This window comes from Rufibacter roseus (assembly GCF_001647285.1).
Classification (GTDB): domain Bacteria; phylum Bacteroidota; class Bacteroidia; order Cytophagales; family Hymenobacteraceae; genus Nibribacter; species Nibribacter roseus.
In genome coordinates, this window is sequence record NZ_LRML01000006.1 from 226,275 (window position 1) to 253,260 (window position 26,986).

At 44.9% G+C, this 26,986-nt stretch carries 22 protein-coding genes and 1 riboswitch; of the genes, 12 read left to right on the plus strand and 10 right to left on the minus strand.

Annotated elements, in window-relative coordinates:
• Positions 1-79: 79 nt before the first annotated feature.
• Together A8O23_RS11050 and A8O23_RS11055 are read left to right on the plus strand one after the other, a co-directional pair.
• Positions 80-2,041: an AAA domain-containing protein gene (locus A8O23_RS11050; RefSeq protein ID WP_066620961.1), complete on the plus strand. Its 1,962-nt coding sequence runs from the start codon at positions 80-82 to the stop codon at positions 2,039-2,041.
• Between the two features lie 165 nt (positions 2,042-2,206).
• Positions 2,207-2,719: an FKBP-type peptidyl-prolyl cis-trans isomerase gene (locus tag A8O23_RS11055; RefSeq protein ID WP_066620963.1), complete on the plus strand. Its 513-nt coding sequence runs from the start codon at positions 2,207-2,209 to the stop codon at positions 2,717-2,719.
• 250 nt (positions 2,720-2,969) lie between these two features.
• Here the strand turns inward: A8O23_RS11055 and A8O23_RS11060 are convergent, their stop codons facing one another.
• The gene (locus A8O23_RS11060; protein WP_066620965.1) at positions 2,970-3,560 is read right to left on the minus strand and encodes an acyl carrier protein phosphodiesterase; all 591 of its coding nucleotides are present in this window, start codon (positions 3,558-3,560) and stop codon (positions 2,970-2,972) included.
• 110 nt (positions 3,561-3,670) lie between these two features.
• Here A8O23_RS11060 and A8O23_RS11065 point away from each other — a divergent pair, with 110 nt between their 5' ends.
• From A8O23_RS11065 to A8O23_RS21210, 3 genes are all read left to right on the plus strand, one after another.
• On the plus strand, positions 3,671-4,174 hold the full coding sequence (locus A8O23_RS11065) for a pyridoxamine 5'-phosphate oxidase family protein (protein ID WP_066620971.1): 504 nt from the start codon (positions 3,671-3,673) through the stop codon (positions 4,172-4,174).
• Between the two features lie 100 nt (positions 4,175-4,274).
• The gene (locus A8O23_RS11070; RefSeq protein WP_066620974.1) at positions 4,275-5,003 is read left to right on the plus strand and encodes a spheroidene monooxygenase; all 729 of its coding nucleotides are present in this window, start codon (positions 4,275-4,277) and stop codon (positions 5,001-5,003) included.
• Positions 5,004-5,188: 185 nt separating this feature from the next.
• Entirely contained in the window at positions 5,189-8,194 is a 3,006-nt protein-coding gene (locus A8O23_RS21210) for a leucine--tRNA ligase (RefSeq protein ID WP_074988361.1), read from the plus strand.
• 100 nt (positions 8,195-8,294) lie between these two features.
• On the opposite strand, the gene A8O23_RS11080 is transcribed toward A8O23_RS21210, so the two are convergent.
• From A8O23_RS11080 to ispG, 4 genes are all read right to left on the minus strand, one after another.
• Positions 8,295-8,561, minus strand: a complete 267-nt coding sequence (locus A8O23_RS11080) for a hypothetical protein (protein WP_153042163.1) — start codon at positions 8,559-8,561, stop codon at positions 8,295-8,297.
• 202 nt (positions 8,562-8,763) lie between these two features.
• Entirely contained in the window at positions 8,764-9,144 is a 381-nt protein-coding gene (locus A8O23_RS11085) for an MmcQ/YjbR family DNA-binding protein (RefSeq protein ID WP_066620980.1), read from the minus strand.
• Between the two features lie 158 nt (positions 9,145-9,302).
• Entirely contained in the window at positions 9,303-9,473 is a 171-nt protein-coding gene (locus A8O23_RS21695) for a DUF6728 family protein (protein WP_192849043.1), read from the minus strand.
• A gap of 69 nt (positions 9,474-9,542) precedes the next feature.
• Positions 9,543-11,552 (minus strand): (E)-4-hydroxy-3-methylbut-2-enyl-diphosphate synthase, encoded by a 2,010-nt coding sequence (gene ispG / locus A8O23_RS11090; RefSeq protein ID WP_153042164.1) that lies wholly within the window; start codon positions 11,550-11,552, stop codon positions 9,543-9,545.
• A gap of 317 nt (positions 11,553-11,869) precedes the next feature.
• On the opposite strand from ispG, the gene A8O23_RS11095 reads away from it, so the two are divergent.
• Entirely contained in the window at positions 11,870-12,355 is a 486-nt protein-coding gene (locus A8O23_RS11095; protein ID WP_066620986.1) for a hypothetical protein, read from the plus strand.
• A gap of 100 nt (positions 12,356-12,455) precedes the next feature.
• On the opposite strand, the gene A8O23_RS11100 is transcribed toward A8O23_RS11095, so the two are convergent.
• Complete coding sequence (locus tag A8O23_RS11100; protein WP_066620988.1) at positions 12,456-14,648, minus strand: glutamine synthetase III family protein; 2,193 nt, start codon at positions 14,646-14,648, stop codon at positions 12,456-12,458.
• A gap of 246 nt (positions 14,649-14,894) precedes the next feature.
• On the opposite strand from A8O23_RS11100, the gene A8O23_RS11105 reads away from it, so the two are divergent.
• The 4 genes from A8O23_RS11105 (at position 14,895) to A8O23_RS11120 (ending at position 19,144) form a co-directional block, all read left to right on the plus strand.
• Positions 14,895-16,742, plus strand: a complete 1,848-nt coding sequence (locus A8O23_RS11105) for an LTA synthase family protein (RefSeq protein ID WP_066620991.1) — start codon at positions 14,895-14,897, stop codon at positions 16,740-16,742.
• 279 nt (positions 16,743-17,021) lie between these two features.
• On the plus strand, positions 17,022-18,341 hold the full coding sequence (gene mtaB, locus A8O23_RS11110; protein ID WP_066620994.1) for a tRNA (N(6)-L-threonylcarbamoyladenosine(37)-C(2))-methylthiotransferase MtaB: 1,320 nt from the start codon (positions 17,022-17,024) through the stop codon (positions 18,339-18,341).
• Between the two features lie 130 nt (positions 18,342-18,471).
• The gene (locus A8O23_RS11115; protein ID WP_066620997.1) at positions 18,472-18,954 is read left to right on the plus strand and encodes a hypothetical protein; all 483 of its coding nucleotides are present in this window, start codon (positions 18,472-18,474) and stop codon (positions 18,952-18,954) included.
• Positions 18,944-19,144: a helix-turn-helix transcriptional regulator gene (locus tag A8O23_RS11120; RefSeq protein WP_066621000.1), complete on the plus strand. Its 201-nt coding sequence runs from the start codon at positions 18,944-18,946 to the stop codon at positions 19,142-19,144. The genes A8O23_RS11115 and A8O23_RS11120 overlap by 11 nt, the downstream gene beginning before the upstream one ends.
• 145 nt (positions 19,145-19,289) lie before the next feature.
• Here A8O23_RS11120 and A8O23_RS11125 read toward each other — a convergent pair whose 3' ends face one another.
• Positions 19,290-20,330 carry a bile acid:sodium symporter family protein gene (locus A8O23_RS11125; protein WP_317039539.1) on the minus strand — a complete coding sequence of 347 codons (1,041 nt, stop codon included), beginning with the start codon at positions 20,328-20,330 and terminating at the stop codon, positions 19,290-19,292.
• A 305-nt stretch (positions 20,331-20,635) separates the two neighbouring features.
• On the minus strand, positions 20,636-20,839 hold the full coding sequence (locus A8O23_RS11130) for a hypothetical protein (protein WP_066621003.1): 204 nt from the start codon (positions 20,837-20,839) through the stop codon (positions 20,636-20,638).
• 37 nt (positions 20,840-20,876) lie between these two features.
• Here A8O23_RS11130 and A8O23_RS11135 point away from each other — a divergent pair, with 37 nt between their 5' ends.
• Together A8O23_RS11135 and A8O23_RS11140 are read left to right on the plus strand one after the other, a co-directional pair.
• Positions 20,877-23,312, plus strand: a complete 2,436-nt coding sequence (locus A8O23_RS11135) for an outer membrane beta-barrel family protein (protein WP_066621006.1) — start codon at positions 20,877-20,879, stop codon at positions 23,310-23,312.
• A gap of 121 nt (positions 23,313-23,433) precedes the next feature.
• Positions 23,434-24,084 carry an OmpH family outer membrane protein gene (locus A8O23_RS11140; protein WP_192849044.1) on the plus strand — a complete coding sequence of 217 codons (651 nt, stop codon included), beginning with the start codon at positions 23,434-23,436 and terminating at the stop codon, positions 24,082-24,084.
• A 52-nt stretch (positions 24,085-24,136) separates the two neighbouring features.
• Here the strand turns inward: A8O23_RS11140 and A8O23_RS11145 are convergent, their stop codons facing one another.
• Together A8O23_RS11145 and A8O23_RS11150 are read right to left on the minus strand one after the other, a co-directional pair.
• Positions 24,137-25,444, minus strand: coding sequence for a voltage-gated chloride channel family protein (locus A8O23_RS11145; protein ID WP_082883008.1), 1,308 nt, complete (start codon positions 25,442-25,444; stop codon positions 24,137-24,139).
• Positions 25,445-25,488: 44 nt separating this feature from the next.
• Positions 25,489-25,557, minus strand: a riboswitch (Fluoride riboswitch).
• A 189-nt stretch (positions 25,558-25,746) separates the two neighbouring features.
• Complete coding sequence (locus A8O23_RS11150) at positions 25,747-26,982, minus strand: ABC transporter permease (RefSeq protein WP_066621009.1); 1,236 nt, start codon at positions 26,980-26,982, stop codon at positions 25,747-25,749.
• Between the last annotated feature and the right edge of the window lie 4 nt (positions 26,983-26,986).

A 26,986-nucleotide genomic window follows, 5' to 3' on the forward strand; every position in this document is an offset into this window, starting at 1 on the left:
ATCAGACACAAGACCTATTTATGGTTTCGTACACCTGAAGTCTTATATCTTGAGTCTTGAATCATGTGTCCCCACATAAATGGATAAAATCTTAGACGAACTTTTAGAGGTGCGGGCGCTGCTTAAGCTAGAGCAGGAAGAAGACCGCAAACAATACCAATTAAAGAATGCCCAAACCAGCATCACCGAGCGCAAAGCCCTTGGAATTTGCTGGTACCCCGTCAGCATTGTAAAGCAGGAAGTAGGGTTTGGTAATAAAATGGTGGTGGAGTTAGAGCGTACTTCTGCCAGAGACCAACTGCACATGTTTCAGGCGGGTTCTTCGGCGGCTTTGTTCACCAACGGAGAAGGCGGCTCTTTAAATGGAGTGGTGCTGGAGGTGAAGCGGAACAAATTGCGCTTAGCCACCTCTAAGGAAGACCTTCCGGATTGGGTATATGGAGGTTCCAGAATGGCTGTGGAGCTTACTTTTGATGAAGTGAGCTACCGCGAAATGGAAATTGCCCTCATGAAAGTAATGGAAGCTGAAAAAAGCCGGTTGGCTCAGCTACGCGACATTCTTTTGGGTGCAGAACCAGCCATTTTCCGCCGTGAGCGCAGCTATTCACCTATTCCGTCTCTAAATCAATCGCAGAACGAAGCGGTCAAAAACATTGTACAAGCCAAAGACGTGGCTATCATTCATGGTCCTCCGGGCACTGGTAAAACTACCACACTGGTGCAGGCTATCATTAAAACTTTAGAGAGCGGTGAACGCAAATTGTTAGTTACCGCCCCCAGTAATACTGCCGTAGATTTACTCACAGAAAAACTTGCCGAACAAGATATCAATGTCATCCGCATCGGTAATCCTTCCAGAGTATCAGAAGTGCTACTGGAGCACACCCTGGATGCCCAGATCATGCACCACCGCGATTTCAAGATGCTGAAGAAGCTCCGGAAATCTGCCCAAGAATATAAAAGTATGGCTGGTCAGTATAAACGTAACTTCGGCCCGCATGAACGGGAGCAGCGGCGGTTTATGCAGGAAGAAAGCAAACGTGTCTTAGCCCAAGCCGATGATATTGAGCAGTATATCACTGATGATTTGTTGGAGAATGTGCAGGTAATTACTTGTACGTTAGTGGGTTCAGCCAATAGAGTGATCCGGCACCTGCAGTACGACACTGTTTTTATTGACGAAGCCGCCCAAGCCTTGGAACCCGCCTGCTGGATACCCATCACCCGCGCCAACCGAGTCGTACTGGCCGGAGACCACTGCCAATTACCACCAACCGTTAAATCCCTGGCGGCCGAAAAAGGCGGCTTGGGCAGGACTTTATTTGAGAAATGCATTGAGAGGCAACCAGAAAGCGGGGTAATGCTCAAAACCCAGTACCGCATGCACGAACTCATCATGGGCTTTTCTAACCAGCAGTTTTACGGCGGTGAACTACAGGCGCATGAATCGGTGAAAACAGCAACACTACATGATGTATTTTCTGAGTTTGCCCCTGGGCTGGTAGTGGAGTTCATTGACACTGCCGGCTGCGGATTCAATGAGCAAACTATGGGCGAAGGCAGCAGCACCGCCAACCCAGAAGAAGCAGACCTGCTCATAAATCACCTGGTGCAGTTGCTTCAGCCGTATGAACCCTTTGATTATAAGGAGAACGAAGCACAGGAAAAGCCACTCCGCATTGGCATCATCTCCCCTTACCGCGCCCAGATCAATTACCTGAAAGATCAGGTAGAACATGAGCCCAAGCTATTTAAGCTGCAAAACAAGAGGCAGTTATCTGTGGGTACGGTAGATTCTTTCCAGGGTCAGGAACGAGATATTATGTATATCAGCATGGTGCGGAGCAATCCAGAAGGCGAGATTGGTTTCTTAGCCGACATACGACGTATGAACGTGGCCATGACCCGTGCTAAAAAGAAAATGGTGATTGTTGGAGACAGTGCCACGCTGGGAGTGAATGACTTTTATAATCAGTTTCTGCAGTACGCCGAGGGTATAGGTGCTTATAGAAGTGCCTGGGAACTCCTAACGGAGGAGTAGAAACCTTAATCTTTTACCTTCAGTGAACCGTAAAAGAAATAGAAACAGGAAAGACCATATCAGATTTTAAGCACTTGGCTTTTTATCAGAATTGCTCCTAACTCATGGTTCTTTCTCCTGAATATGTACCTTTACGACAAATCAACACATAAACCCCTTCATCAAATGAAAATAGAAGAGAACAAAGTTGTAACGCTCACCTACGAGCTACGCGTAACTGACGAAGAAGGCGAAGCAACGCTCGTTGAGACAGCCGACACTGAAAATCCGATGGTCTTTTTATTTGGTGTCAGTGGGTTACCAGAAAAGTTCGAGCAGGAAATTGCCGGCAAGTCTGAAGGAGAATCCTTCAAATTCACCGTTTCTTCTGAAGAAGGTTACGGCGATTTAGATGAGTCTGCTGTTGTGCCGGTGCCTAAAAACGTTTTTGAGGTAGACGGTAAAATAGACGAGGAAATGGTGCAGGTAGGCAATTACATTCCAATGTCTGACAACGAAGGAAACCACATGCAAGGCCGCATTATGAGCGTAGAAGAAGACCACGTACTCATGGACTTCAACCACCCGCTCGCCGGAATGGATATGCATTTTGAAGGCAAAGTAATTGGAGTGCGAGATGCCACTGCAGAAGAAATAGCCCACGGCCACGTACACGGCGAAGGTGGACACCATCATTAAGAGTCTTGAGTCGCGAGTTCTGAGTCGCGAGTCATAATATTACAATAAGAGCAATCCTAGAAGGATTGGCTCTTATTGTTTTCGGCCTGTTTTTTATAAAGTAGCCCAAAAACAGGAACATTTTTTTTAACCCAATAGTAGAAACTCCCCCTTTAAAGGGGGCGAAGGGGGATGTTTACACTTGCTGGTCCACGCATTGCTGAATATAATATTGATTCCACTCTGTGTCCTCCCTGCGCTTTGCTAATTCCTAATTCCTAATTAATACTATCTGCTCCTCCACATACCGCTGCAGTTCCGGGAAGAACCTGGCAAATTCTTCTTCATAGGAAGCATAATTTAACAGTAACTCCTCTCCTGCTTTTTCCATTCCTGATTCAAAGGTGGTGCGTTGGCTAAGCCCTTGTAAGGCTCTGGTAATTCCTTCCACTTTGGCATAAGAAACCAGCCAGTTGTGACGGACCATGTGCGGTAAGAAATGGTGTACCCGCTCTGGCAACAGTTCTGGCCTACTTAATATATGTGAGTAGGCAGCAGCGGCAAACGCAGGCAAAGGCTCAGCGCTGAAATGTGAAAATTGCACCGCCAGAAAATGATCAAAATAAAGGTCTGCCACCACTCCGGCGTACTTCCGGAAAAGTGGCCGCAGACGAGCTTTGGTTTCGGCTACAATAGGGTGGCAATCGGTAAAGGCATCTATCTGGCGATGCAGCTTAATGCCCTGTTGCACCCGCTCCGGATACAGCAGTATCTGGGCACCGCGCACGCTGTCGGCTATGAAATTGCCAATCTGCAGGTCAGGGTCATTACCCGAAAGAAAAAGGTGCGCCAGGTAGTTCAATGGATTCTTTTATAACCAAAGGTACATAAACGGGTTATAAGAGTAGCATAAGAACCCTTCCGGTTTTAGCCCCGTATTCTTTTAAAACGATTATAAGCATAACTATAACTATGGAAAACGCACAAGAAAATAAGCAGGAACAGATTAAGAACCTGCTAGACAAAATCAACGATATCAATACCGCTATGCTAAGTACCGTAGAGCCAGACGGCACTATCCGTTCGCGGCCCATGCGCCACTTACAGACCAATGAAGACGGCACCATCTATTTCTTCACTGGTTACGCCTCTGGTAAAACGCATGAGATAAAGAATGACAGCCACGTAAACTTAAGCTACGCAAAGCCCGGTGATCAACTATATGTATCTGTTTCAGGCAGAGCCTCTGTTTACCGTGACCAGCAGAAAATTGATGAGCTCTGGAATCCAGCTATGCTAGCATGGTTCCCAGAGGGAAAAGATGATCCAAATATTGGCGTGTTGAAGGTGACCGTGGAGCAGGCGGAATATTGGGACTCTCCGAACAGTGCGGTGGTTCATTTATATGGCATGGTGAAAGCCGCTATAACTGGTGAACCTGCTCATCCAGGTGACAACAAAAAGATAAATTTGTAATAAAAAAGGGAGCTTCGGCTCCCTTTTTTAATGCACAACAATTTTCAGCCTCCTGTTTTCTGCCTACTTTTAGAAAAACAGGCCAAAAACAACACGCAACTTGCTACCCACTGCCCAACCCTCTGCTCCTGCCCATACTACTTTATCACTTTTCGGCGTAAAACAAGGCCACTGGCGTTGGGGATTGGCTCAAATGGGTACCACTGTCAGGCCGCTGCAACAGGTAAAGGGACTGAATTTCTTTAAACTGCTGGGAAGTGGACAAGGCCGCGGATTCAGCCTGAAACCGAACTGGTACCGCTACGGATTAATGGCTACCTGGGCCTCACCCGCTGCTGCCGAAGACTTTTTCCAGAGTCACCCGCTTTTAGAGGAGTACCGGCAGCATACCTTTGAGCAATACACCGTAGCATTACAGCCGTTACAGGCGCATGGACTTTGGAGCGGGCAAAATCCTTTCACGGCAGAAACACTTCCGGCGCCGCCCAACGCACCTATTGCCGTACTCACCCGTGCCTCTATTAAACTCTCCAAAGCCATTGACTTTTGGCGGAACGTGCCTCAAGCCAGCGCCAGCCTTGACCACGCAGAAGGACTTTTGGCTTCTATCGGTTTAGGTGAGGCCCCTTTTCTACGCCAAGCCACTTTCAGTCTTTGGAAAGACGAAGCCAGCATGAAAGCCTATGCCTACCGAATGGCCGCCCACCGCGAGGTCATTAAACAGACCCGTAGTAAAGGCTGGTATACAGAAGAGCTTTTCGCTCGTTTTACCCCAATCAGTAGCCATGGCACTTGGAACGGGAAAGACCCGCTGAGTGGCCTGCTATAGCTATTGCAACTCTTAAAACCAATTGTGTTTTCGGCCTCTTTTCTTAAAAACAGCTCCAAAACGGCTCAGCAACAACTCAATCCTCCAGAAACCAGCTTCAGGTTAAGATTCCTCAGAAATTCATTACTTTTGCCAATGGCCTTTCAAGCCAATAAGAACCAGAACCTTTCAACAGAAACTATAATATGTCAGAGTACGATTACCGATCCATTGAACAGAAGTGGCAGCGCTTCTGGAGCGAGAACAAGACGTTCAAGACCGACATAGACAAAAGCAAGCCTAAGTTCTACGCTATGGATATGTTTCCCTATCCATCGGGGGCAGGACTGCACGTAGGGCACCCGCTGGGGTATATTGCCTCTGACATTGTGAGCCGCTACAAGCGCCTGAAAGGGTTCAACGTTTTACACCCAATGGGTTTCGATTCGTTTGGTTTGCCCGCTGAGCAATATGCCATCCAAACCGGGCAGCACCCGGCGGTAACCACCAAGCAGAACATTGAGCGGTACATTGAGCAGCTGAGCAACCTAGGCTTCTCTTTTGACTGGGACCGCGAAATTAGAACCTCAGAACCAAGCTATTATAAATGGACGCAGTGGATATTTATGCAGCTCTTCAATAGCTGGTATAACTATGATACTAATAAAGCGGAACCTATTGAGAAGCTGGTATCTGAATTCAGCATGCGGGGCAATACCACCATAAATGCCGCCTGTGACGAAGACACGCCTCACGTAACCGCCGATGCCTGGGCCAGATTATCAGAAAAAGAGCAACAGGATTTGTTACTGAAGTACCGCCTTACTTTCTTGTCAGAAGCTGTGGTTAATTGGTGTCCTGCTTTGGGAACAGTGTTGGCCAATGACGAGGTAATTGGCGGCGTATCAGAGCGCGGGGGTTACCCAGTAGAGCGCAAGCTGATGAAGCAGTGGATGATGCGCATTACTGCCTACGCTGAGCGCTTGCTCCAAGGACTTGATACCATTGATTGGCCAGAGCCGGTGAAGGAAATGCAGCGCAACTGGATCGGTAAATCCGTGGGGGCTGAATTGCGTTTCCAGATTGACGGCCATGAGCACAAGCACATCACCGTTTTCACTACCCGCATTGACACTATATTCGGGGTGAGCTTTGTAGTGCTGGCGCCGGAACATGAGTACGTAACTGAAATCACCACGCCAGAACAAAAAGCCGAGGTAGAGGAATACGTGGCTTGGGCAAAGAACCGCTCTGAGCGTGACCGTATGAGCGACGTAAAAACGGTGACCGGAACCTTTACCGGCTCCTATGCCATCAATCCTATTTCCGGAGAGAAAGTACCGGTGTGGATTGCCGATTACGTATTGGCAGGCTACGGAACCGGCGCTGTCATGGCTGTGCCCGGCCATGACAGCCGCGACTACGCCTTCGCGATAAAATTCAATTTGCCTATTCCGGAAGTAGTAGCCGGAGGAGATTTGAGCAAAGAAGCACACGCTGCCAAGGAAGGAAAAATCATCAACTCTGATTTCCTGAACGGGCTGGAAGTGAAAGAGGCCATTAAAGCTGGCATTCAACGCGCTGAGGAATTGGGTGTGGGTAAAGCCCGTATCAACTACCGCATGCGCGATGCTGTGTTTGGTCGTCAGCGCTACTGGGGTGAGCCGGTGCCAGTATATTACAAAGACGGTATTCCTGCGTTACTGGAGGAAAGCGAGTTGCCATTAATGTTGCCAGAAGTTGATGCATATTTGCCTACTGAAACTGGTGAACCACCGTTGGGCCGCGCACAGGACTGGAAATACCGTGGTGAGTTTGAGTATGAGTTGAGCACTATGCCGGGTTGGGCGGGTTCCAGCTGGTACTGGTACCGATACATGGATCCTAAAAATGACAAGGCTTTCGCTAGCCAAGAAGCCATAAATTATTGGCAGGCCGTTGATTTATATATTGGTGGTTCAGAGCATGCTACGGGTCACCTCCTCTACTCCCGCTTCTGGAACAAATTTCTCTTTGATCTTGGATTAGTAAACCAGGATGAGCCATTTAAAAAGCTCATCAACCAAGGCATGATTTTAGGAGTATCTGAAAAAATTGTTAGAAGTGGTGGAGCGATTTCTTCGAATATGGAAATCATTCGAACTATTACAGGGGCTAGAGAACTTAATGACATAGAGGTATTCAGTCAGTATCTAAGTATGGATGTTGATTCTTTCCTAACTGAAGCGGGTACACAAAAACAGAATTCTACTCTATTTGTGCCTATTGAGTTTACAACTAATCACACAATGGAGGTTGAACAAATTCTTGAATTCTTAAGATGGAAGAATGAAAGGATGAGTTCAGTTTTCACTGTAAAAAACGGATATCATATTTTTCATTATGATAATGCTGAAAATGATTATAAATACTTTGGATTTGAACCTATTTACGAAGGCGAAAGTCCTAATTTAAATTCTACAGGAATTGGTAATAAGACAAGCCATAATGAAATTCCTTCAGCATTTATGACTCGACCTGAAGTCGAGAAAATGTCTAAGTCAAAATATAATGTTGTTAATCCTGACGTTCTAATCAAAGAATACGGCGCCGATACACTTCGCATGTACGAGATGTTCCTGGGGCCGTTGGAGCAGTTCAAGCCATGGAATACAAATGGCATGGACGGCGTGTACAAATTCCTGCGCCGCTTCTGGAAGCTGTTCTTTGACGATCAGGGCAACTGGGCTGTTACCGAAGAAACACCAACTCCTGCTGAACTGAAGTCGCTGCACAAGACCATCAAGAAAGTAGAGGAAGACATTGAACGTTTCTCCTTCGGAACAAGTGTGAGCCAGTTCATGATTTGCGTGAATGAACTGACCGCCCTGAAAACAAAAAAACGCGCTATTCTTGAGCCGTTGACGGTGGTGCTGGCTTCTTACGCTCCGCACATTACCGAAGAACTTTGGAACAGACTCGGACATTCTGAAAGCATTGCTTATGCCGCCTATCCTGAATGGAAAGAAGAATTCCTAACCGAGAGCACTTTTGATTATCCTATTTCTGTCAACGGAAAAGTGAAAACCAAACTCACGTTTGATTTAAAGGCATCTAAAGAAGAAGTAGAAAAAGAAGTGCTTGCCTCTGAGCAAGTGCAGAAATTGCTGGAAGGCAAGCCGGTGAAGAAGGTGATTGTAGTTCCAGGTAAAATTGTGAACGTAGTAATTTAACGTTTTGGTGCTGTTTTTCTGAAAACAGACCCAAAACATAATAAAAGCAGAAAGTCCGGCCATACTAGCCGGACTTTCTTATATGTAAAGGGGGGATATGTTACTCCTCTACTATCAGATTGATTTTAGTTATTTTGATGAGAGTACTCTCAGAGGTTCCGTTAGTTCCTTTGGCAAATCTAATCTGCACGTAATCCTTTCCTTTGAATCCTGGTTGTGGCTTGTATTTGTATTTAATTTCACCTGTCTGTTCTCTCACTAGCTCGCTCACCTCTGCATGAGCTGGATGCATTTCTACTACTGCCCCTGCCTCTACACTTAAAGTACCTAAACTGTAATCAACAGAACTATTCTGCTTTACACTCACATTTTCAGTAACAATAGGGTTTCCCTCTACATCTAAACAGCTGGTGCAGGTAAACAGGCAAGAACAATAAAGAAGAAGGAACGAAAAGGAATTAGTATAAGCGGGCATGATAATAAAATAGATAGTATTTTGGTTGCTTTACTACATAGATTCACTTACCACCCGAAAGGTTGCTTCAAGATTATAAATTTTATTAAAATGTTTAATTCATTGTAGAATCCGGATAATTTTGTAGTTGCAGCTCCTGTCGTTTCTTTTTAGGAATACCATGAAGCACTAAACCATAAGAGTGGTCAATCAATTTCTTAAACAGGTCGGAAGGCAGGTTGCCGGCTGGTAAAACACTGTTCCAGTGTTTCTTATTCATATGATATGCTTGCTTTACCGCATCATACTGCTCTCTCAACTCTACTGCCCACTCTGGGTCACACTTCAGCGCCACTCCTGCTTCATACTCAGACAAACTAGCAATGGCGAAAATTTTACCCGCAACTTTGAATACCAGCGCATCATTATCAAAAGGAAGGCTTTCAGTTGTGTGTGGCTTTGCTAAGCAATACTCTCTAAATTCTTCTATGTTCATGATGCAGCACTTCTAATCGGTTTTTAAACTCAATGGCTTAAATATACTAGAAGTTGTACCCAGTCTAAATAATGTAAAAAAGAGATCCCCCTGTTTTGGGGCTGTTTCCGTTAAAACAGCTCCAAAACAGGGGGATCAACATTCAAAATTATATTGATTTATCTCGTCATCAATTTAAACACCAGATACACCAGCCCTGCCAGAAACATCAGCATTGAAATTTTATTAATGAGGTGCATGGTGCGCAGATTGAAGTTGGTCTTACGGTTTGGGTCTTTCTTACGGAAGAAATACGTTGCCACTTCTGTGAAATCAAACAAACCTTTCATATATCTAAATTTAAGTACGTTCTAATTTTAAAAACAACAGCTTGAGGTAAGGAGTTTACAGAGATGAAATTATTCCCCTGTCCCAACCGGCTCTAACCAGTTGCCATCTTCTCTGATCAGCTCTATTAGCTCATCTACGGCGGCTTCTTCCGGAACTGATTTTTTAATTACCTGCTGACCGCGGTATAGCGCAATTTTACCTTTTCCTACGCCCACATATCCGTAATCAGCATCAGCCATTTCACCGGGACCATTGACTATGCAGCCCATGATACCAATTTTCACGCCTTTCAGGTGGTCGGTACGTTTCCGAATCATGGCAGTGGTTTCTTGCAGATCAAACAGTGTTCGTCCGCAGCTGGGGCAGCTGATGTACTCCGTTTTACTCATGCGGGTACGGGCTGCCTGCAGAATTCCGAAGGCTAACTTGTTCAGTCCTTCCAGAGTATAGCCCCACTCCTCTTTTGTGCGGTAACTCAAATCTTGTGTGCTGAGCATGACACCATCGCCAAACCCGTCTATCAGCAAACCTCCTATATCAGTAGCGGCATACAGCTGCACTTGCTCATCCGTCAGGTCCTCATAAGATCGCTTAATAATGATAGGTACCGGCTGCCCCTGGTTCATGAGGCGGATGAAAGCTTTGCGCTGCTCCGGCATAGCATGTTCATTCTCTGTTTCCAGAATCAGCACTACATCTGGTCGAGTATGCAAACGCTCTATAAAGTCATTTGTCAGGTGGCCGATGGTAACCAATACAAAGTTGAGCTGTGGGTGCCACGTATCTGCAATCTCAAACTGCTGGGCTGTGTACAGTGGTAACCTGTCTTCTCGGTGTTCGGCTTCTAACCAGGCAGTATAATCTACAATCTCTTTTAAGCCGTTCGGCAACATGAAACCAACAGGGGTACTACCGGTATAAACATAGTCAGCACCTTGGTCAGTCATGGTGAACTTATCCAGCGCCTCTCTATAAATATGCCCTACTGGCCGAAGGTCTTCATATTGCACATTTTCCAATCGGCTCAAGTCTGCTACTACCCTAGGCACGTTGTGAGCACCAAGGTTCAGCACCTCACGTGTTTCGCGGCGTTGGTATTGAAACGGGTTGTAAGGGAGGTGACAAATAGGCTTAATTGGTGTATGTCCGGCGCGGGTATTGTAGCGGTCTATCAGCATTTTAGCTACCGGTGCTTCCAGTTCTGGAGCCTCCGTCAATGAAACCCGCACGGTGTCTCCCAAACCGTCCTCTAATAAAGTACCTATGCCTACCGCTGATTTAATACGGCCATCCTCACCTTCGCCAGCTTCTGTCACGCCCAGGTGCAGCGGGTAAGGCTGCAGACCTTCCTCATGTAGTTTCTGAACCAGTAAACGGTATGCCTGAACCATTACCTGGGTATTGCTGGCTTTCATAGAAAGCACTACATCAAAGTAGTTAAGGTCTTCGCAGATGCGCAGGAACTCCAAAGCACTTTCTACCATGCCCAGCGGTGTATCGCCGTAGCGGCTAAGAATTCTATCAGACAATGAGCCGTGGTTCGTACCAATACGCATGGCAGTACCGTATTCTTTACAGATGTTTACCAGCGGCACAAAGCGATCCCTTATTCGGTCCAGCTCGGCCTGATAGGTAATATCAGTATACTCTATGGTTTGGAATTTCTTTTTATCGGCGTAGTTACCGGGGTTTACCCGTACTTTCTCCACCAGCCTTGCCGCCATTTCAGCGGCATTGGGTGTAAAATGTATATCTGCTATAAGAGGTACTGAGTAACCACGGGCACGAAGTTCTTTCTTAATATTACCAAGATTTTCGGCCTCTTTGATGCTTGGTGCTGTAATGCGAACATACTCGCAGCCTGCCTCTACCATTCTTATCACCTGCTCTACAGAGCCAAGGGTGTCCATGGTATCAACAGTGGTCATAGACTGTACCCGAATAGGGTTTGTGCCCCCCATGGCCAAGTCACCTATTTTCACTTCGCGGGTTAGGCGGCGCTTATAGTCAGTTAAGCTAGGGCAATAAATACCATCTAGCGCAGCGGTTTCTGTATTCATAGGAAGTATAGATTCCATTACCTGATAACTATTTTTCTAACGATAATGTTCAGCGAATCCTCTGTAAAAGTAATACCTTTTTGCGAGCCACAGAAACGCTCTAGGCCAAACAAATGTCTGTTGTGCACTTACCAATGACAGCACGTACTTTTTTCTTTAGATGAGCTGTTCCAATAAATTACGTGTAAAAATCATCCTAAACTAAACGACCTATTTGCTATGCATTTATCTCTCTATCAACTATTTTCATGATAGATAAAAAATCATGTAACCAACCACAGCAATAAAACGTAGCCCGAATATCTGAACCTGTCACCAACTACACCTTCATTCATATGTCTCTGCCATTTCTACAAAGAAGCCATGCTTACGCAGCTCGTTTGCTACACAAGGCTGGATTAACGGTTTCACAGATTCCTGATGCCGTACAGGTTACCCGCACCACCGTTGAAACTTGGTTTAGCCGTGAAATGGCCAAAGGAAATGCCCAACAGGCCTTCCAGGTTTTAAAAGGACACGTTCAGGAGAAGGGCTCGCAAATGCTGTTTGAGCAGCTAAAGGAGCTCCTTCTGGTAAAACTGATTATTCATTTAGGAATTAAAGGAAAACTGGCCACCAATGTTGCTTCTCTTATTTTGCCGTTTGTGCTGAAAAGGGTGTATGAACAGTTTCAAAAGAACGGTAAACTTCAGACTTGGTGGCAGGATCAGAACTGGAAAGAGCGTTTGCCCACAACAGGCGAAATTAAGAATAGCCTTATGGGAGTAAAGAAAAACCTTAGTACTTCCAGCACAAGCACAGACCAAGCCATGTTCATATAATGTATATTAGACCAATGACTGAAACGGCTAACAACATAAAATAAAAAGCCCCGGAATTTCCGGGGCTTTTTATTTTAAAACAAGCTAAGAACTTTGCTAATTAATTACCAAACAGCATTTCGCGGTATTTCACCAATGGCCACTCTTCGTTGTCCACTATCAGCTCTAATTTATCTACGCTGTAGCGAATGGTATCAAAGAATGACATTACTTCCTCGCTGTACATGATGGCACGCTCACGGGTGTCTTCAATTTTATTGGCCACTTTACGCTTCTCAACCATGGCATCTACACTAGTCTTGATGGTGGTCAAGTGGCGGGAGATGGCTTTGATGGTATCAAGAGTAGTTTGTGCATACTCATCATCTTCCAGACCTATTTCACGCAGACCCTTGATGTTTTGCACCAATTTAGTTTGGTAAGCTACTGCTGTAGGAATGATATGGTTCATGGCCAGGTCACCCATAACACGAGCCTCAATCTGAACGCGCTTGATATAGTCTTCAAGCAAAATCTCGTGGCGGGCATGTAACTCACGCTCATTGAATATGTTATACTTGGTAAACAGGCCAGATGCACGCTCATCTACTAGTTTATCTAACGCTTGTGGCGTTTTACGGATGTTGCTCAAACCACGGCCAGCAGCTTCATCTTCCCACTCCTGTGAATAACCATTGCCTTCAAAACGAATAGCTTTAGAAGAAATCACATATTCACGCAATACGTCAATTATGGCTACTTCTTTTTTCTTACCCTTTGCAATCATGGCTTCCACGCTGTTGCGGAACTCAATGAGTTGGTGAGCCACAATCGCGTTCAAAGTAGTCATGGCGTTTGAGCAGTTTGCGGATGATCCCACTGCACGTAACTCAAATTTGTTACCGGTAAAGGCAAACGGTGAGGTACGGTTACGGTCTGTATTGTCTAACAGGATTTCAGGGATTTTGTCTATACCTAATTTCAGGTATACATTGTCTCCTTTATCCAACGGTAACTTTGCAGTACGCTCTAATTCGTCCAGTATCTCAGTTAGTTTTGTACCGATAAAGACAGACATAATAGCCGGAGGTGCTTCGTTGGCTCCTAAACGGTGATCGTTGCTGGCAGAGGCAATACTGGCTCTTAACAGATCAGCGTACTCATGCACCGCCTTGATGGTGGTGATGAAGAAAGTCAGGAACTGAAGGTTCTCTTTTGGCTTACGGCCGGGGGCCAGCAGGTTCACACCAGTGTCTGTACTTAATGCCCAGTTGTTGTGCTTACCGCTGCCGTTTACGCCTTTGAATGGTTTCTCGTGAAGTAACACTTTAAAGTTGTGCTTCTCTGCCACGGTATCCATCAGGTCCATTAACAGCTGGTTATGGTCTACAGCCAGGTTAGCCTCTTCAAACGTAGGTGCGCACTCAAACTGGTTTGGAGCCACCTCATTGTGGCGGGTGCGCAAAGGAATTCCAAGACGGTGAGCTTCTATCTCAAAGTCAACCATGAAAGCATGCACCCGAGAAGGAATAGCGCCAAAGTAATGATCTTCCAACTGTTGTCCTTTAGCTGGCTCATGGCCAAACACGGTGCGGCCGCTTAATACCAGGTCAGGGCGGGCATCAAATAAAGCACGGTCAACTAAGAAGTATTCCTGCTCAACACCCAGAGTAGTGGTTACTTTGGTAACGTCTTTGTCAAAATACTGGCAAACGTCAACGGCGGCTTTCTCTACCAATGCAAGGCTCTTTAAAAGCGGAGCTTTATAGTCAAGGGCCTCACCGGTATAAGAAACGAAAATAGTGGGAATACATAAGGTTTTAGCACCAGCATTCTCTATGATGAAGGCCGGAGAGGTTGGGTCCCAGGCAGTATAGCCGCGAGCCTCAAAAGTATTTCTGATACCACCGTTCGGGAACGAAGAAGCGTCTGGCTCTTGCTGTACCAGCGCGCTGCCTTTGAAGTTTTCTATGGCGCGGCCGTCAGAACTTAAATCAAAAAATGAATCATGTTTCTCAGCAGTCTCACCAGTTAATGGTTGAAACCAGTGGGTGTAATGAGTAGCACCTTTCCCTAAAGCCCACGTTTTCATGGCGGCGGCCACAGCATCTGCCAGATTACGGTCTACTTTAGTACCAGATTTGATGGTTTGGCGCAGGCGCTTGTAATAATCTCCGGAAAGAGTAGCACGCATGGCTTCCAGGCCATACACATTGCACCCGAAGTAATCTGAAATTTTGTCTGAAGGTAACTTCACCTCCACTGGCTCACGTTGGTTAACCAACTCAAGCGCTTTAAAACGAAGAATAGCCATGGGTTTTGAAAAGGGTTATATATCTATGCCCCAAATTTAGAACAAGAATCTTTATCAGCAATAAAAGGGTATAAAATTTTAACACCTTTTATTAAAAACTGATGTTTTTTCTTCAAAACCCCTTCAAAACATAAACCCCTTCATTAAAATTTATATTTAATATTTTTAACACCCCCTCAAAAAACAAACATTAGGTTTTTAACGCTAAAATTGGAGTTGGCCTGTAGTATAAACTATATTTGCTATGTGAAACATATTATATTAAGATCTTTCGCCTATTATTTATTCTGGACGTTCTTTTTTGTCATTTGCCGTTTCTTTTTTCTGGGATACCATTATGACAAGGCAGATGAACTGACCTCTATGGAAATTTTTCAGGTGATCTGGCATGGTCTCCGAATGGATTTATCTTTTGCTGGCTACCTGAGCGTTATACCATTTCTGCTTTTTCTGAATGAAACAGCCTTCCGAAAACCTGTTTTTATAAAAATACTTTCGGTTTACACGTGGGTGCTACTGGGCTTGATAGCCCTATTGGTAACGGCAGACTTAGAACTATACTCCGCCTGGGGCTATCGTTTAGACGCAACTCCGCTTCAGTACTTGAATACCCCAGCTGAAATGATTGCCTCTACCAGTTCGGCTCCTTTATGGCTTTTACTCCTTATATATATAGCTTTAGTAGGAATAGGTTATCTTCTATACAAAGCAGTACGGCCCCTTTGGAATATTTCTCTGCTGAACAGAGGAAAACACTTAGCGGTAGACCTATTGTTAAGCTTGTTTCTGGTAGCACTTCTGATTTTACCCATCAGAGGAGGTTGGCAGCAGATTCCGCTGAATCAAAGCGATGTATATTTTTCGCAAAAGCTTTTCGCCAACCATTCTGGGGTTAATGTGCCCTGGAACTTAATGCATTCGCTGATTAAAAAGAATCACCAGACCAAAAACCCCTATGACTATTTTGAGGAAGAAAAGGCAAGACAACTGGTTGAAGAACTTTACCAAAGCAAATCAGATTCAGTTCCGATTTTGATCAAAGGTAAGAAGCCAAATATACTTTATATTATACTGGAGAGCTATACCGCTAAGTTTATTGGCCCTCTTGGTGGCCCTACTGATGTAACCCCCAACTTAAATGCTCTTGCAAAAGAGGGGATCTTTTTTACTAATATTTACGCCTCCGGCGACCGTAGTGAAAAAGGCATGGTGGCATTATTGAGCGGATATCCTGTACAGACCACTACCTCTATTATTAAAACACCCAAAAAGACGGAGCGTTTGCCACATTTTGCTAAAGATTTGAGAGACAACGGCTACGCCACCAGCTTTTACTACGGCGGCGAGCTAGCCTTCGCCAACATCAAGTCGTATTTGTTGAATGGTAAATACGGGCGTTTAATTGAGAAAACTGATTTCTCAAGTGAGCACTACAACTCAAAATGGGGAGTACACGACCATATTCTTTTTGAAAAGGTACTGCAGGAGCACAAGATACCGCGGCGGCCATTCTTCACAACTGTGTATACGTTGAGTAGCCATGAGCCTTTTGAAACACCAATACCAACAAAGTTTCCCGGCTCAGATGATCAATCCAAATTCAAAAATTCAGTTTATTACACTGATTGGGCATTAGGTAAATTCATTGATCAGGCTAAAAAACAGCTATGGTGGGAAAATACATTGGTAGTGATTGTGGCTGATCATGGTCACCCTTATCCAGGAAATGATCCGGTAGATGCTCCTTCTAAGTTTAGAATACCTTTACTACTTACCGGTGGTGCCGTTGCCGTAAAAGATACCATCATCCAAAACATTGGCTCCCAAACTGACATAGCGCCTACTTTGCTTCAGCAGTTAGGTTTTCCAGCCATGGCTTACTCTTGGGGTAAAAATCTATTAGACCCTAATGCCAAACAATTTGCCTTTTATGTCTTTAACGATGGTTTTGGTATGGTCACTCCAGACGGAGTAGTTACCGTAGACAATGTCTCGAAGCGGCCTAACCTCCAGGATTCTACCGTGACAGAAAAGCAGATAGACCAAGGAAAAGCTTACATGCAAACCAGTTTTGCCGATTTCCTGAAAAAATGATTTCAGAAATCAGTGAGCAGTTAACAGTAATCAGTTAATAGTGTTTAGTGAAAAGTTTGTAAAGTATGTATAGGAAGTGCAACATGCTTCCATGGTAGTGTTTTAAGCAATTTTTTTAAAACACGCTTATAAATCACACTCAGCTTTCCAGTTCTTCAATCTCTGAAATCTATTTTTGATCACTGTATATTTTTTAACTGCTAAATACGTCTCAACAACTGATGACTGTTTACTGTAATTCTGTTCACTGATAAAATTCCGTACCTTTGCAACCTGATTATGAAAAAGGTAGCATTTTATACTCTGGGCTGTAAACTCAATTTTTCTGAGACCTCTACCCTTTCCCGTATCTTTCAGGAGCGTGGGTTTGAGAAGGTGGAGTTTACCGACACGCCCGACATATTTGTGATTAACACCTGCTCTGTCACCGACAATGCAGATAAAAAATGCCGCAAGGTGGTGAAGGAAGCCTTGAAGCACTCTCCTAATGCTTTTATTACTATTGTAGGCTGCTATGCCCAGTTAAAGCCAAAGGAAATTTCTGAAATACCGGGGGTAGATGCAGTTTTAGGTGCCGCTGAAAAATTTCAGTTGGTAGACATTCTAGAGACATTTGAAAAGAAAGCTGCGCCGCAGGTGTTTGCCAGCCCAGTGTCAGAAGCCAACACTTTCGTGAACGCTTACTCTTTTGGTGACCGCACCCGCACATTTCTTAAAGTACAGGATGGTTGCGACTACTCTTGCACATTCTGCACAATACCGCAGGCCCGAGGCAAAAGTAGAAGCAATACAATTGAAAAAGTAGTGCAAGAGTCAAAAGCCATTGGAGACTCTGGCGTAAAGGAAATTGTGCTGACAGGTGTAAACACCGGTGATTTTGGCTTGCAGGAAGGCGAACGGAAGGAAAACTTTTTCCAGCTTATACAGGAGCTGGACAAGGTGGAGAATGTAAGCCGCTTCCGGATTTCTTCTATTGAACCTAATCTGCTGAGTGAAGAGATTATCAAATTTGTAGCCTCCTCCAACCGATTTATGCCGCACTTTCACGTGCCGCTGCAGTCGGGCAGCAACAAAATATTAAAATTGATGCGCCGCCGGTATTTGCGTGAATTGTATGCGCAGCGGGTAAGCTGGATCAAAGAAGCCATGCCTCATGCCTGTATTGGCGTAGATGTAATTGTAGGTTTTCCGGGTGAAACCGAGGAAGATTTTCTGGAGACTTACAACTTCCTTAATGGGTTAGATATAAGTTACCTGCACGTGTTCCCTTATTCTGAGCGTGCCAATACTATGGCCGTTGACATGCCGAACCCGGTGCCGCAGAAAGAAAGAAACCGCCGCGCCGATATGCTGCGCATTCTGTCTGAGAAGAAAAAAAGAGCGTTCTATGAAAGCCAGATTGGCTACGAGGGCAAGGTTTTGTTTGAAGCAGACATCACCGACGGCTTTATGGAAGGCTTTACCGAGAATTATGTACGGGTGGTAGCAAAGTATGACCCTGTATTGGTGAACGAAGAAAAACATGTGCGGCTGACTTCTATCACCGCTGCCGGTTTAATGGAAGCTGAGGAAACCTTTGCTGAAGTTTTGGCTCACTAGCCATCATACAGTATCTAAAAGCCTGACTTCTCTCCAGAAAGCCAGGCTTTTTTGTGCCTAAAATTTATTTGTAAAGCAAACTTGACTTTTGTAAAATATCCTTTACATTTGTAAAGCAAACTTTACAAAAATGAAAACACGTTACCTTTTCCCGCACCGGTTTAAGAAATTGGGCTGGATCATTCTGATTCCTTCTTTAGCACTTGGGTTGCTCTTGTTGAATGAGGTGGTTTCTTTTCCATGGCTAGACACTCAGGTTTTAGCGCTGTACAGCCCCAAAATGTTGGGAGAGACTGGCGCAAGTTCCTTCACAGTGATTGAAAACAATGTAGCCGATGAAATCTTAGCTTGCCTGCTCATCATCGGAACGCTTTTGGTGGCTTGTTCAGAAACCAGAGAGGAAGACGAATACATAGCCAAGCTTCGGCTGGAGTCATTGCTTTGGGCCACCTATGTGAACGCGGCGATGCTGCTGTTCTGCCTTATTTTTGTGTATGGGCTAGGCTTTTACCAGATCATGGTGTTCAACCTGTTCACTTTGATGTTGTTGTTTTTGTTGCGCTTCCACCTAGTTTTGTTTCAATCTGCCAAAGTGCCCGCTTATGAAGAATAACGTCAGAAATGAACGGGCAGCTTTAAAACTGACGCAAGATGAATTGGCAAAATGTATTGGTGTAAGCCGGCAAACCATAAACGCCATGGAAACCAATAAATACGTTCCTTCTACCGTGCTGGCTCTAAAAGTGGCAAAGGTGCTGAAAAAGAAAGTGGAGGAACTCTTTATGTTGGAAGAAGGAGATTGACAAACCCTAAGAACTGAAACAGCCCTGTAGCCATAGCTACAGGGCTGTTTGTTTTACTTACTGAAGTGCCTTTTAGGATTTTATTTTTTAAAACGAGCCAAAAACATACAACAGAAACTTCACCTAATAGCTTTTCATTTGTTGTTTAATGCTCCTCTTTCTTTAAAGCCATTCTTTGTGCCAGCACGCTGGCAGCTATTAATTGTAGCGCATGGTAAACCATAAGGGGTAGCAATATAATACCTACCACATCAGCATCTGGGAAGAGCACTTTAGACATAACCGTGCCGTGCACCAATGATTTTTTTGAACCGCAAAAGGCCGCTGTAATTCTGTTTTCGCGGGAAAAGCCAAACCAGTTCCCCAACATATTTATCAGCCATAGAATCAGAAAAAACAAGCCTAATAACGCTGCCCCTAACAAAAGTAATTGCAAAGGCCCGAAGCCACTGAACATATCCCGCGCAAAGGACTCGCAGAAAGAAGAGTACACTATCAGCAAGATTATGAACTGATCAAATTTGCGGAGACGTGCTTTATGGGCTTCAGCAAAATGACCAAACCTGCCATTCAGCAATACACCCAATAGAACTGGAACCAACACCTGTAGCACCAGTTTTATAATGACACTCCCTAAATCCATTTCAGCACTGGAGCTGGTACTCATGAAAAGCCCCATTATTAGCGGGGTCATAAATACACCAAGCAGGCTGGAGATACTGGCGTTGAAAATAGCACTTGGTATGTTCCCGCCAGCAATTGACACCATCACAACTGAACTGGAAACGGTGGATGGCAATGCGGCAATATAGAATACCCCCAGCCACAGCAAACTTTCTCCTCCTCCGCCTAGAAGAGCACTTCCGGCCCATACAACCAATGGGAAAAGAAAAAAGGTGCTCAGTTGCACCACCACATGCAATCGCCAGTCTTTGAGCCCGGCTCTTAGTTTTGTGGGGCTAAGCCTAAGTCCATAGAAAAAGAAGATAAGGGAAACGCCATAGGTGGTAATTTCCTCTAAGGGCAAGGGGCCATGCTCCTCTCCCAGTTCCGGCTTCAGGTAAGCCAAAACGATCATTAAAAGCATGAGTAACAAAAATGTGTCTAGGCCCATACGTTTGGTAATGGCCTGAATTCTGTGCAGTGGCTTTACACGTATTACTTGCGGTGGGTCAGTTTTACTCAAAGACTGTTTCTAATTTAATCTGTTTTACTGCTACTTTTCAAAAACAAGGGCAAAAACGGAAAACGAAACAAAAGTAGCCCAGGTTATTGGTTTTTCTCGCAGCCCAAATCAGAAAGCTTGATTATCCTTGTCTGTCTATAGCTAGTCTCTCCCGCTATAGGTTGGTATTAAAATATTCTACCCGCTTTAAATAGAAATCAAAATTATTTTTTTAAAACGGGCAACTTTTACCATGCCTCCTGCATCTATGTAAAAAAGCAAGGAAAAATATTTTAACAGTACCTTGCTTTACATAGTACCTTATATTAGTTTTGCCTCATCATTAACCAAGTCTCTGCCACAGCTATGAAATCCAGAACAACGAAACCGACTAACTCTAGTAAGAAAATCTCTTCTATAGATTTATTGATTATTACAGCACTGCCTGCCTTTTCTGCAGCTTGTATTAGCCTTCTTTTCACTGATACCGCCAAAGCCCTTTTTTTTGGCCCATGTACCTTGTAATGCATAGTACTTTATACAATTAGAAATCCTAAACACACCGCTATGAAAAAAATGAATCACTTCCTGCTCTTCTTAATTGCCATGGGCTGTATGATACAAGCTTCGTTTGGGCAAACTGCTGGTAGTTTAACCGGCCTAGTGGTAGACGACAAAGGCGAGCCCCTCAGCTACGGAACTGTCACCTTACACAAAGCACCAGATGCCTCTCTGGTTACAGGCGAAGCCATAGATGTACAGGGTAATTTCAAAATGAAGGCTCCGGCTTCAGGAAAATATTTCTTAAGAATCAGCGCCATGGGCTTTGCCAACCAAGATTTACCTGTTTTTGAAGTCACCACCGCCTCTTTTAGCAAAGATTTCGGAAAAATAGCCTTAAAACAGGATTCTGAAGTTTTACAGGAAGTTACCGTGGAAGGTATGCGCCCTATGATAGATCACCAAGCCGATAAAATGGTAGTGAACGTTGAAGGCACTGCCATGGCCGCCGGAAACACCGCTTATGACGTGCTTACTAAAATGCCAGGAGTGTGGGTGGATCAGGACGGGAATATACAGTTAAACGGACAGCAAGGCGCTCGGGTCATGATCAACGGCAAACTCACCTACTTAGATGGCAAGCAACTGCAGACCATGCTGCAAAGCATGCCAGCCGAAAACCTGAAGAATTTTGAAATTATCACCAACCCTTCGGCTAAGCATGATGCAGAGGGAACAGCTGGTATTATCAATATCAATCTGAAGAAAAACCAGTTAGATGGATTGAACGGTAGTGTGTACGGCGGCTATCAATTCAACAAAGAGCACGGCTACAACGGCGGAGCCAGCATTAACCTAAAGCAAGGAAAATGGAGCTCTTTTGCCACCGCAGACCTGTCGCAGAGACCCAGAATGAGAGAGTTTACCATGAACCGCAACTTTGCCAAGGCCGAAAGTGACAAACAAATGCTGCTTACTGGTGGCGAGGACGGAATGCAGTATTCTCAATCAATAAGAATTGGCACAGACTATGACTTTAACTCAAACCACAGCCTGGGGGGCAGCGTAAGTTTAGCCCGTTCCACTACAGATAATCTTTTCTTCACCACCACTACCTCAAACCTCCAGTCTTCTACTGGTCCTGAAGTAAACAGATCTGTAAACAACAACGACAGCAAGTTTGCCAACGCCACCGCTAACCTTCATTATCAGGGAAAACTAGATTCATTAGGCACTTCCCTTTCAGCTGATGTAGACGTGGTGCGAATAACTGATAAAAGTTTTGGAACATTTAGATTGACTCCTGAAGGTGCTAATAACTCTAATGCTGGCTATCTGCTGGAAAACGATAACCCAACATCATATAGTATCTACTCGGCAAAAGTAGATTTCGTCCGGCCGCTGCCCCAGTTGAAAGGCAAATTTGAAGGTGGTTTAAAAGGAAGCTACGTGCGGTCAGACAACGCAATTAATTTCTTTGAGATAAATGATATCCAGCGCACCCCAATTGCCAACCGAACCGATCACTTCATTTATGATGAGAATATCTATGCGGCCTATGCAAATTTCAACACTGCTTTGGGTAGCAAATGGAGCCTGCAAACAGGTTTAAGAAGTGAATACACCCGCTCAAAAGGACATTCTGTGCCTACCAAAGCTACCAACCGCCGTGAGTATTTAGATTTCTTCCCGAGCATTTTCCTTTCCCAACAAGTGTCAGAAAACTACCAGATCAGCTACAACTACAGCCGACGTATTAACCGTCCCCGTTACAATAACCTGAACCCATTTACCTTGATTATAGATAATGGCACCGAGGCTACGGGTAACCCGCACCTGAAACCGCAGTACACCAATTCTTTTCAGATGACACAGACGTTTAAGAAGAGCTATAACCTGGTGTTAGGATACTCACAATCAAAAGACGCCATGTCTGAGGTACCAGTACCTAATCTTGAGACGAAAAAGATTACTTTTCAGCAGCGTAACGTGGAAAGCGAATTTATGAATGCCACTTTGGTTACCCCTGTTACAGTTTCTTCAAAATGGAACTTCAATAACAATATCACGCTGGCGTACCAGAAATACACCACCGTCCTTCCGGATATTACCATCAATAATGAGCAGGTATCTGTATTTGCGCAAACGAACCACAACGTGATGCTTCCGAATAAATTTAGGTTAGAAGTTAGCGGCGGCTATCAGGGTGCCGGTGTGTTTAACGTGTACCGCACCTTGCCGAGCTACTGGGTAGACCTTGGGGTAAAAAAGTCATTCCTGAAAGACCAGCTGGACGTTACCTTAACCGCCACAGATTTATTTGCGAGCCGCAAGATGAGAGGCACTTCTACAGTTGATGGCACTACAAATGAAATTGACATGTATCACTATAATAGAGGTATCAGGCTGAACCTGCGCTACCGCTTCAACAAAGGCGAAAAGTTTGAAATGAAACGCCGCAACAACTCTTTAGAAGAGGTAAACCGAGCCGGTGGTAATTAATCAAAAATCACCTGCTTCCAATATTTATTATTAAATTACCATCTTAAACTGTTTCACAGGGGCAAAGAAGAACTTTATCTTTGCCCCTGTGAATTTTTCTGAAACCAACAAACCCTTGATTGTGAATCTAGTAAAGAAACTATTAGTAGTTGTGGTAGCCTCGGCTGCCTTTACCGCCTGTAAAAACGACCAAAGCACTGCTCCGGCTGGCAACGCCACCGCTCCTGTTGAAACCGAAGATTCTCTTGCCACTGCTTCTGATGACACTACTCTAGAAGCCAGTGCACAAGCCAATCCAGAAATAGTGTACATCAACACAGATTCATTAGTAAGCAACTACCAATATTTTGTTGACGCCAAAGCACGTTTAGAAACTAAAGGGCAGCGCCTGGAGCGTGACTTGCGCGCCAAGGCCGACGCCTTCCAAAGAGAAGTTGGCCAGTACCAGCAGTCTGCGGCCGGTCTAACGCAAGAGCAAAGAGCTTCTACCGAGGAGCGCCTGGCCCAGAAGCAGCAACAGTTGGGAAACCAACAACAGACGGCAAGCAACCAACTAGCCAAAGACGAGAATGAGGAAATGAAAAAAATCTACGAAAAAGTAGAGGCTTACCTCAAGAAGCTTAGCCAGGAAAGAGGCTACAAAATGGTGTTAAGCTACACTCGTGGCAACAGCTCTATTCTTTACGGAGACGCCTCGCTAGACATTACCAAAGATGTGATTGCCGGATTGAACGAAGAATACAAAAAGAGCAAACCTGCTGCTAAAAAGTAATTCTACCCCAGCATAAAACAGAAAAGCCCGGCAAACCCGGGCTTTTCTGTTTTTACAGCTCTGTTAATTTCTTACCGGCGTCTCGTCCCCAATAAGGATGTTTGCTGTTGCTCACCACTTGACCACCATAAATACCAGAGTGCCCGGAGAAAAGATAAGCAATCACACAAGCCAAGCCAGCAAACATCCCGCAACCCGCACCAAAAAGCTCTATGGCCATCAAGGTGCAGGCTAATGGAGTATTGGCAGCACCGGCAAATACAGCCACAAAACCCATTGCCACCAGCAACTCCAGTGGCAAAGGCAACCACGGGAACAGGGCATTGCCTAACGTGGCTCCTATAAAAAATAAGGGGGTCACCTCGCCTCCTTTGAAGCCACAACCCAAGGTGAGAGCGGTAAGCGCAATTTTCAAGAGGAAGTCATATTGCGGCAAAGGCATCTGAAATGAAGCCTCAATGGTAGGAATTCCTAACCCTATGTACTTAGTGGTTCCCAATAACCAGACAATGAATATCAATACCACTCCACCTACCACCGGTCGCAAGGGTGCGTAAGATATTCTGCTTTTGAAAATTTCGGCCACCGCGTGGCTAGACCAGGAAAATAAACGAGCTGCCAAACCAAATGCGACTCCCGCTGCTACAGTTGCGCCAAACGTATAAAGGCTCCATTCTGGTACTGAAACTGTGGGATATAACGTATGCCCTACTCCCCAGGCTGTTGTCACTGCATCGGCAATAACAGCGGCCAAAAAACTAGGCAACAGCGCGTTGTACCGTAGCTGGCCCAGCAAGAAAACTTCTAACCCGAAAACAGCTCCTGCCAGAGGAGTACCAAACACAGAGGCAAAACCCGCACTTATTCCGCAAATCAAGATAATCTTTCTGTCTCTGGGCCGTAACTTCAACAGAGGGGTTAGTTGGTCTGCCAGCGCTCCGCCCATTTGAACAGCCGTCCCCTCTCGGCCAGCTGATCCGCCAAACAGATGTGTCAGTACGGTTGTTACCATTACTAAAGGGGCCATCAGCCATGAAATCCTGCTTCTGGAGGTTTGCCTTATTTCCTGCAATAGCAGGTTGTTGCCGGCTTCCACGGTTTTGCCCCAATTGTGGTAAGCCCAGCCTATGACAAAACCAGCTATTGGAAGAAAAGCTATGATGAAAGTATTTGCTTCACGGTAAACAGTGGCCGCTTCCAGCAGAACCAGAAAAAGGGCGGAGGCACTGCCCGCCAACACACCCACTACTGTGGCAATCAACAACCACCGGATCAAATACCTGCTCATGACCAGCACCTCTAGGGCATAGCGGTACCTCCTAAAAAAAGAAAATCTCAGATAAGATTTAAATAAGGGCATACTCCTAATATGGTACAAGAAAAACCAACGCCAAGTTTATTGGCGTAGAAGTAGGAGTCATCAGCCTCAGGACAGGCGGTTAATATTGGTGGCACCCCATCACCATTTCCCAAAAATAGACAGCTATTTTTCAGTAGTCAAAGAAAAAGCAATATATCAATGGCTAAAAGATGTTTTGAACCTGTTTTTCTAAAAACAGCACTAAAACTGCCAGTGAAAATATTTTAATTTTAAGCCTACCGCTAATTATTTAAAGTCTCTGTTTTGCTTATTTTTTGAAAAATAAGGCAAAAACAGTATCACTATTCGTACCGCAAAGATTCTATTGGATCTAGCTTAGAGGCTTTGTAAGCCGGGTAATAACCGGAGATAAGACCCACTGTGATACAAATGATCATACCTACCGTCATCCAGAGCCACGGCACAAAAAAATCTCCTTGGCCAATAAGAATAGAAATGCCATTGCCCATTAGCACCCCCAGGAAAATACCAGCCACTCCGCCCAGCACGCAAATAACAATAGCCTCAATTATGAACTGACGCCTGATTTGCTGAATGGTAGCCCCCAAAGCCTTTCTGATTCCTATCTCCCTGGTCCGCTCGGTTACGCTTACCATCATTATGTTCATAAGGCCAATAGAAGCACCCAGCAACGTGATAAAACCTACGAGAAACCCTCCGGTCTTCAGGTAGCCGGTTATGTTGTTCAGCTCCTGTTCCACTGAGTCTGAGCGGGTAATCTCAAACGAATCATCCTGCCCCAGTCTGTCTTGCCTGATTTTGCGCATTATGCCAGTGGCTTCGGCCAGCACGTAGTCCAGGCTGTTGTCATTCACTATCACAGATTTAATCTGAAAGGTAAGGGAATTTTGAGACGGTATCTGGGTGGCTGTTTCCAGGGGAATGATGACCATGCGGTTGTTACCGCCGCCACCAAGTCCGCCGCCTTCGCTTTTGATTTTACCTATCACCTTAAACCGGCGGCCCAGCATATAAATGAATTTGCCTTCAGGGCTGCGGTTTGGGAAGAGCTTGTCCGCTATTTCTTTTCCGATGATGGCTACCGGTGCTCCGTTTTCTAGTTCAATGGTAGAAAATGGTCTTCCCAGCTCCAAATCGTAATTCTCGTTCAGAAGGTAATTTTCATCCCCTCCAATCACGCTCATGTTCGGATTGGTTTTGATGTTTCCTGCTTTTATGGTAGTAGCCCCTGATACATAGGTGGAAACACTTACGCGCGCTTTGTCCTGCATCAGGTTTTTGTATTGCTTTGCCTGAAACTCTGTGATTGGCGCATATACTTTGTTCACGCGCCCGCCCTGGGTATTCCGGCCCTCCCATTTTTTCTCGATGTCAAAAGAATTAGCCCCTAAAGAAGAGAAGGTGTTAGCCACCGAATACTTGATTCCCTCAATTGCCGTTAAAATACCAACCAGAGACATGATGCCTATGGAGATGATAAGTGCGGTTAAAATAGTGCGTAAAAGATTACCCTTTATGGAACGGAAACCTTCTTTGGTATTTTCGAGGAGATTCATGTTT